Source organism: Pectobacterium versatile (assembly GCF_020166435.1).
GTDB lineage: Bacteria > Pseudomonadota > Gammaproteobacteria > Enterobacterales > Enterobacteriaceae > Pectobacterium > Pectobacterium versatile.
Genome location: NZ_JAINZP010000044.1, coordinates 1 through 7,259, shown reverse-complemented (window position 1 = coordinate 7,259; position 7,259 = coordinate 1). Strand labels below are relative to the sequence as shown.

The 7,259-nt window shown below is 54.1% G+C and carries 7 protein-coding genes and 1 pseudogene; 2 read left to right on the top strand and 6 right to left on the bottom strand.

Features of this window, described 5'->3' with window-relative positions:
* Positions 1–544: 544 nt before the first annotated feature.
* The 3 genes from K7X24_RS21675 to K7X24_RS21665 form a co-directional block, all read right to left on the bottom strand.
* Positions 545–823: a hypothetical protein gene (locus K7X24_RS21675; protein WP_224558258.1), complete on the bottom strand. Its 279-nt coding sequence runs from the start codon at positions 821–823 to the stop codon at positions 545–547.
* Positions 824–1,010: 187 nt separating this feature from the next.
* Positions 1,011–2,054: a site-specific tyrosine recombinase XerC gene (xerC, locus tag K7X24_RS21670; protein WP_224558257.1), complete on the bottom strand. Its 1,044-nt coding sequence runs from the start codon at positions 2,052–2,054 to the stop codon at positions 1,011–1,013.
* Positions 2,055–2,087: 33 nt separating this feature from the next.
* Complete coding sequence (locus K7X24_RS21665; RefSeq protein WP_224558256.1) at positions 2,088–4,985, bottom strand: CHC2 zinc finger domain-containing protein; 2,898 nt, start codon at positions 4,983–4,985, stop codon at positions 2,088–2,090.
* Positions 4,986–5,137: 152 nt separating this feature from the next.
* On the opposite strand from K7X24_RS21665, the gene K7X24_RS21660 reads away from it, so the two are divergent.
* Together K7X24_RS21660 and K7X24_RS21655 are read left to right on the top strand one after the other, a co-directional pair.
* On the top strand, positions 5,138–5,509 hold the full coding sequence (locus tag K7X24_RS21660) for a helix-turn-helix domain-containing protein (RefSeq protein WP_224558255.1): 372 nt from the start codon (positions 5,138–5,140) through the stop codon (positions 5,507–5,509).
* 78 nt (positions 5,510–5,587) lie between these two features.
* Positions 5,588–5,812 (top strand): SymE family type I addiction module toxin, encoded by a 225-nt coding sequence (locus K7X24_RS21655; protein WP_224558254.1) that lies wholly within the window; start codon positions 5,588–5,590, stop codon positions 5,810–5,812.
* Positions 5,813–5,873: 61 nt separating this feature from the next.
* Here the strand turns inward: K7X24_RS21655 and K7X24_RS21650 are convergent, their stop codons facing one another.
* The 3 genes and pseudogenes from K7X24_RS21650 to K7X24_RS21640 form a co-directional block, all read right to left on the bottom strand.
* A complete protein-coding gene (locus tag K7X24_RS21650; protein WP_224558253.1) occupies positions 5,874–6,152 on the bottom strand; it encodes a hypothetical protein in 279 nt (92 codons plus the stop codon).
* 130 nt (positions 6,153–6,282) lie between these two features.
* Entirely contained in the window at positions 6,283–6,759 is a 477-nt protein-coding gene (locus K7X24_RS21645; protein WP_224558252.1) for a hypothetical protein, read from the bottom strand.
* Positions 6,756–7,259 (bottom strand): annotated as a pseudogene (locus tag K7X24_RS21640) (hypothetical protein); the annotation flags it as partial. The gene K7X24_RS21645 and the pseudogene K7X24_RS21640, both read right to left, overlap by 4 nt.

Below are 7,259 nucleotides of genomic sequence, written 5' to 3'. Positions count from 1 at the left end.
ATAGGGACGATCCCGACACGGTCGTACTTTTTAACGCACTTAACTCATTGAAGCAGTGGGCTTTTTAGACGGCGCTTTCGGCCTATTTAACACCACCATAACCCGAACACCCCGACGCGCACTTTTACCCCCGGACACGCTACCGCCATGCTGTGACTTCCCTGTCTGCCTAAGCCACATCATAGCAGCGGCAGCCGCCGCTGCCATTAGTCGTTTTGTCTTTTGGGGTTTACCACCTCAACCCGCCCGGCTTCCGCAACTCGTTTGGGGAAGCCGGGCGGGTTCTGCGGGTGCGGGCGGCAAAGAGTCCGCAAGCGTCGGCCTGCGACGCTCTGGTGCACGGTGCCGCAGGGAACGCCGAACGTGCATGACCACGCCAGACCATGAAGAGAAGCAAAGGCACGTTAGCGATGTATACAGGGAGGCCCCCGGCGGGGGCCGCACGGGGCGGAGATGGCGAGCACGGGAACGAGCAAGGAGCCTGCGACTGCGAGCCGGGCGCAGCCAGTGCAGCGGGGTTGGGGCGGGGGCGAGGTGAAGCCCTTCAGCGGAGGCCGCAGGCCGACAACCCCTGTTCTGTTGACGTTGATGTTTGCCGATGGCTGACGCCGGAGCCTGCGCCGCCAGGGAAGGCGGCCACACCGTCAGAGCCTGGGGAGGACGCAGATACCAGCAGCAGAGGGCGCAGCCCTGTGCGCCACACCTTACCCAAGAGCCTAACCCCGGCGGCCAGCCGCTCACCGTTGTTGAAGCAGCCCGCAGCGCGCCCTTGTGCCAGACGGCGCCGACATAATGTGTGTTGCGCGCAGGTTGCGTTCAGCAACTTGCGCGTAATGCCACATTATGTTGAATGACGTTCGGCCAGCAACGTTAACCACAGAGAGCGCCATTGTCTGGCGCTGGCCGGGCGACATTTACCGCCGGAGCGCCTTAGCTGAACAAGGCAAGAGGTGCGCCACGGATGGCGCAGCTTTTGCCCTGCACCGTACTGCGGCCTTGAAGGGAGTGAGCTACTTTTTCGGGCTGTCCGGCGATGGCGTGGTATCGGCTTTAACTTTCTTCCGGCGTCGGGCTGTCGGTTTCCGTTCCGCTGGATGCGTCTTCTCATGCACCTGTTTCAGATGACCGATCGCCACACGGGTGTATATCTGCGTCGTCTCCAGCTTCTCATGACCCAAGATAGCCTGGATGTGTCGCGTATCTGCCCCACGCTCCAGCATTTGTGTTGCCATCGAGTGCCGGAACACATGACACGCCCCCGCTTTCTTCAGATGCGCATCATCCCGTATCGCACGGCCCGCCAGTATCGTCAGTGTTGACCGTGCCAGCCGTTTGCCCCATATCGTCACGAACAGGTAGCCGCTGTCGTGCTTCGTCGTCAGTCGCGGCCTCACTGCGTCCAGATAGCGTTGTACCCAGACCAGCGCACGCAGGCCAACCGGCACCACCCTGTCTTTATTCCCTTTGCCTTGTCTGACGACAAGCACACCGCGTCCCACGTCCACATCGGCCAGCATCAGGTTTGCCAGTTCGCTGCGCCTCAGTCCCGTGCTCCACAGCATTTCCAGCACGGCACGGTTACGCAGTCCGGTTAACGTCTCGGTGTCCTGTGCCTCCATCACCGCCTCGGTTTCCTCTTCGCTCAGTATCTGCGCCGGAAGCCGTTTCTCCGCTTTCGGCAGCGTTATCTGTTCAGCGGGGTTGTACAGGATATGATGCCGTTGCAGCAGCCAGCGGAACAGGCCGCGTATCGCTGACAGGCGATTAAGTTGTCCGCCTTGTGCCAGTGGTTTCCCGTCCGCCTTGCGGTAGCCATGAAGATAACGCTGATACGCTTCCAGCACCGACAGGCTCACCTGTGCCGCCTGCGTGATGCCCCGCTCTTCGCACCACGTCACGAACGGACGCAGCCGTTCACTGTAGGATTCTATTGTGCGTGGGCTGTGGTTCGTGGCGCTCAGGTGTTCGAGGTAAGCGGTAGTGTACTGGCGCAGCGTCTGTGACAGGCTGCTAAGGTAAAGGGCTTCTGGTGTCGGGGCTTTCGGCTTGGTCATGGCGGCGCGTCCTGCGAAGTGGGAAGAAGGGAACTACGATGTGATGCGCTTATCTGACGTTGCCGGAACAGTGCTTTTACCGTTAACCCGACCGGATGGCGTAGAACCCTTGCCAGTACTGGCTTTAACAGCGATTGCCTTGTCCGACCGACCACCGACTGCACCCCGACTAGAGGCCGACCGATTTTCATTTACCCCCGACCAGATGGAGTCGTACCGACCTTTCTCGGTTATGTCTACTGCTTCCGGTACATCAATAAGCCCGCACAGGTGCGTGTTATCCGCCTGCGCATCACCGTCGAACAGCAGTTCGTAGCAGAACGTCAGCCCCCGTTTATGCAGCAGCAGGTATTCCAGTTCAACCAGTCGCGCAAGGTGGATTTTCAGTTGCGTATCGCCCCACTGCACCGCATCCCGTAGCTGTTTGCGGGTGAAGGGGTATTCCGTTTTCAACTGGCCGCTGTCCGCTATCCAGCCCTGTATCAGCAGCAACAGCTTCCGCGTCTGCGGCGGCATCTCGTCCAGTGTGCGACCAAGGATTTCATGCGCCAGTTTGTTGGCCAGCACGATATCCGAGCGTTCTACCTCGATATACTCGATGACCGTTCCTCGGTGCTCTACCGTCTTTACCTCCCGCTGGTACTGGTGCAGCAGCGCGATTGACTGGATAAGCGTGAGGTATTTCATATGGTCACGGCGCGTGCGTGTCTTGTCGCTCAGGAACGTAAGCTGTGACGCGAACGGGTTCACCACCTTTAACGGTTTCAGTAACCGTTGGGCATTCTGATGCAGTTCCGTCAGATAGCCTTTCTCGTTCTCCATCAGCAAGCCTTCCAGCGTTTGTTTGTGGCGCTGCAACGCATGGATAGCTTCCGTTTGTTCGCGGCTCTCGTTCACGGTGAGAACCAGACAGCGGTTAAGTAGCTCTTCATCCACATCGATGGCCGTGGTGGTCAGCATCAGCATCACCGGGCCTTTCACCGTGTACTGCTTCGTCACCAGATTGCCTGTGGCATCATCCTTGCCCGTACTGGCGATGGTCAGTTCTCCGTCACTCTGCAACAGCTTCAGCGCATACGCCGCCTGACGAACCCCTTCTTCTTCCGCTATCGCCAGTATCTTGTGTTGCAGATTAGTTTCGCCCAGATAGAACAGGCTCTGACCTGTCATCGCGCTGTACTGTAAGCGCTCTTCCGGCGGGATGAGATTAAGAACGGCGTCCATCAGGCTGGATTTGCCCGCCGCACTGGATGACTGGATTAACACCGCCAACGGCCTGTCCAGCTTGCGCGACACCGCCGCCAGATAACCCGCCACTAAGTTGGTCGATTCACCGACCACGCCGCACGCCGCAAGGTCATCCGTCAGCCTGCCGATTAGATTCGGGTCACGCAGCAACGCCAGCGCCTCGGCTTTGGCGTCATCATCCAGTTCCGGTGCGCTGTCACTGGCGGTTTCAGGTTGAGCAAGGTGATCCTCCAGTGCCAGCAGCACCCGCCCTAAGCGCTGTTTGATGTCGCTTTCTGCCAACCCTAACTCACTCGCGGCCAGCCGTGCATACCCCGCCCGTGAACGGGCGCTCATCATGTCCACGCTGTCCGCGAACACCACGCCGCTTTCTGTGTCCAGTACCTGCGCGTTCACCTTCATCACGCCGCTACCGCCCTTCACTGATGCCATGCCCCGGATGCGCCACTGCTGGCCGGATAACGCGATGTCAAGCTCACCGTTCGGCAAGGCGTCAACCACAACCCCGGCAACTAAAGAGGAGGCAGGTTGCGACACAGAAGCCGAGGGGATGGACTCTGGCAACGACTCAGAGGCGGTTTCAGGTTCAGCCTTCACCGCCTCTCCCATCGGCAGCGCCCCGTCTACCAGTAACCCGAACGCCCGTTCCGGCTCCGATACCTTGCACAGATAGCCATTCGCATCCACACCGGACGGGAACAGGATACGGAACGGCGCGATACCGTCAGAAGCTAAGCATCCGGCCAGTTTCACCGCAGCCCCATTGCCTGCTTCATCATTATCGAACGCGATAAGCACCTGCTTCACACCGTGCCAGATAAACGCTTTACGCATCTCATCCGTCACCCCGTTTACCCCATACGCCGCCGTCACGTTGCGATACCCCGCCACCCAGAACGACATCGCATCGATGAGCGATTCACACAGGATGACTGACTTACTCGCCACTAACGCCTGCTCGTTCCACACCCCGCCGTGTGGCCCCGGCAGATACAGATGCAGCGGCGTACCCGCACGCAACCGATCACCCACCTTGCGACCGTAAAGCTCCCGTACCTGGCCGTTAAGGTTGATAACCGGCACCACGATTGAACCCGCCAGATGCTCATGACCGCTGTCCCGCAGCACGCCCACCTCCTGTAACTGACTTCTGAGCGTGACGCCCGCTTTCAGTTTACCCGGCGGCAGACGATAGCCCAGCGTCCGGTTGGCGAACCCCAGCTTAAAGGCCGCGACTAACTCTGGATGGTTCAGCCGACGCTTTTCCAGATACGCCACCGCCTCCGGCGCATTGAGTAAGGTATGGTGATAGAACGCCACAACACGATGCAGCAACGCCTGCCGCTCCTGCTCATTGCTGATATCACTCACCGGCGGTAACGGTGCGGCCGCTGGCACCATACCTGACTCACGCCGCAGCTTATCAACCGCGTGCGGCAGGCTTAACTTTTCCGTCTTCATCACCCAGTCCAGCACCGAGCCGCCTGCATCGCAGCCAAAGCAGTGATACAGATTCTTCTCCGGGCTGATAACGCATGACGGCGTGTTCTCCTGATGGAACGGACACAGCACCACCCAGTCCTTGCCGCGCTTCATCACCTTGCGCCCCTGACCACGCACTACCTCAACCAGTGACACGGCGGCTTTCAGGTGCTGCAACTCGGATTCGGGGATGCGTGCCATATCGGGAACTCCTGTAAATACCTGTCAATAGGGTCTGAGTAAAAATAACTCGACAAGTATATACATCAGCTAGTAGTATTTACAACAGTATAATGTAAAACATGGAGTAGATTATGGTCATCAGGTCACAAAGGATTTCAGGTAAAACGACTATGGCCGCACCGATAAGCAATGAAGAACAGGTATTTATCACTGAGCTGGGTAAGCGGATAACCGCGCTGAGGAAAGACGCAGGGATGACACAGACACAGGTTGCACAGGCGCTGAACGTCTCCCAGCAGGCCGTACAGGCATGGGAAGCAGGAAGACGACGCATACAGATTTCCATACTCCCAGCCGTGGCGAGAGTATTATCAGTTTCTCTTGAGGATTTACTCGGCGAGGAAGCGGAGAAGGCCGCCCGTAAACGTGGCCCGATGCCAAAATGGCAACAGCTTATTGAAGAGATTGACAGTTTGCCCAAGGCAAAACAGAAGATGATTTCGGAGATGTTAAGCGCCCTGATTGCTCAGGCGCGTAACTGACGGATAAATAACGCGGCGAAGATGAGTTCGCACCTCACCCACGCCGCTCACCACAAGCAACTAACAGGAGTAGTTACTATGGCTAAGGCACATTCTAAGTCAGACGTCATACTTAATAAACCCGCCAGAACAGAGCGTTACTACACCGTGGGATACGCCCCGCAAAACGGCAGGCCTAATCCGCCCTCTGCCATCAACCTGAAAGGCCGCTGGCTGGAAGAGTCGGGTTTTATCACCGGGATGCCCGTCACCGTCACGGTGGAAAGGGGGAGGATTATTATTGAGACCGAGATTAATTTATAGCGACTGACCGCTAATAAAATAAAAAGCCGGAAGGATAATGTGATCACTTCCGGCCTTTTTATTAACCTTTAAAGTTCTTCTTAAATTTATTAAGCGAACGATCGAACCTTGATATTAAATTAGTCCACTCTTGATAAGTGACACCTTCAACATAATAATCACCCAACCACTTAGGGTGACAACGCAATAATAAATTATCGATAACTGCTTTCCTCTCAACGGGATCATTATTTTCATTAAAGATCTTTTTTAAAAGACCGTCGATTTCCAACGCTTCTTTTTGATGAGAAGATAAAATAAGATGGTCACATATCTTATTACCTATTTCTTTTATATTCATGATATTAAATTCATCACTACTGAAAGAACCACTTCCAGCAATAACCAGCCAGCCTCACCATTTTAATAATCAGAACGTAAAATTAAAAAACCGGAAGGATCGTAAGATCTCTTCCGGCTATTTTTACATATCAATAAACCACTAATTTACCATTAGGCCACACACCATCCCAACCACAGGGTATATGACCTGATTCATAGATGTGAATCAAAGAATCAAAAAATAGCGGTTTTTTAATCTTATCTTTATATGCATCTTCAATTAAATAGCTAACAACATCCCATTCAATACATTGCAAAAGTAGGACATTGTCAAAACCATTCAAATGAGGTATTTGTTTTAACAACTTATCTTTCAAAAAAGACTTAGCTTCTTGCGCTAAGTCGTTCCAATCTTGAAAAATAACAGTGTGTTTAACTGCAAGATATCCTGATATTTCATTGGACTCTTCCAGAGTAACATTCTCCCAATCAGGGCTACTCAAAGAAAAATTAGCATCATTCAAAGAGGCAGCAACTTTGACATTAGGAATAAGGCATTGGTTACCAACATTAGCAAACCAATCTATTTTAAGCAGTCTATCAACAGCATCATTAGATATCTTCATGGTTTAACCTGATTAATTCTTCCGGGGATCCTAGGTACCTTCATACCGCCAAGAGCACCATGCTGAACTCTATTTTGTATACTATACCTTACTGCCTGATTTACCTCATTTGCAGGTAACCCAGCAGCTTCCAAAGATCTTTTCAATGCTTGAGTATATTTCGTATTAGTAGGTCGCTGGCCATTAAGTTCCCCACCTCGCCTATATTGATCCCAGAATTTCTCCATTGAGCTATGGGCTTCATAGTGAGGCGTTCCCGGCTCTGTAAACGCATTACCTTCCAGCTTAATAGCTGCACCTTTCTCTCTTGGAATAACATCTCTATATGCAGCATCTTGGTTTAAATGGTGGGACTGTCCAGGGCTGGGATCCTTTTTAAGCGCCCCATGAGGTCCCATTGCTGCTGGCCCTTTTTTATCCAGCCCCAGAGGATCACAGAACTCTAGAGGATTGGAAACATACCCCTGCGGTCTATTTCCACCCAGCAACCCTATCGGGTC

What these genes read in the sequence shown, in the direction of transcription:
- xerC (WP_224558257.1), bottom strand. Translation starts at nt 2,054, where the DNA reads ATGACCAAGCCGAAAGCCCCGACACCAGAAGCCCTTTACCTTAGCAGC.
- K7X24_RS21665 (WP_224558256.1), bottom strand. Translation starts at nt 4,985, where the DNA reads ATGGCACGCATCCCCGAATCCGAGTTGCAGCACCTGAAAGCCGCCGTG.
- K7X24_RS21660 (WP_224558255.1), top strand. Translation starts at nt 5,138, where the DNA reads ATGGCCGCACCGATAAGCAATGAAGAACAGGTATTTATCACTGAGCTG.
- K7X24_RS21655 (WP_224558254.1), top strand. Translation starts at nt 5,588, where the DNA reads ATGGCTAAGGCACATTCTAAGTCAGACGTCATACTTAATAAACCCGCC.
- K7X24_RS21650 (WP_224558253.1), bottom strand. Translation starts at nt 6,152, where the DNA reads ATGAATATAAAAGAAATAGGTAATAAGATATGTGACCATCTTATTTTA.
- K7X24_RS21645 (WP_224558252.1), bottom strand. Translation starts at nt 6,759, where the DNA reads ATGAAGATATCTAATGATGCTGTTGATAGACTGCTTAAAATAGATTGG.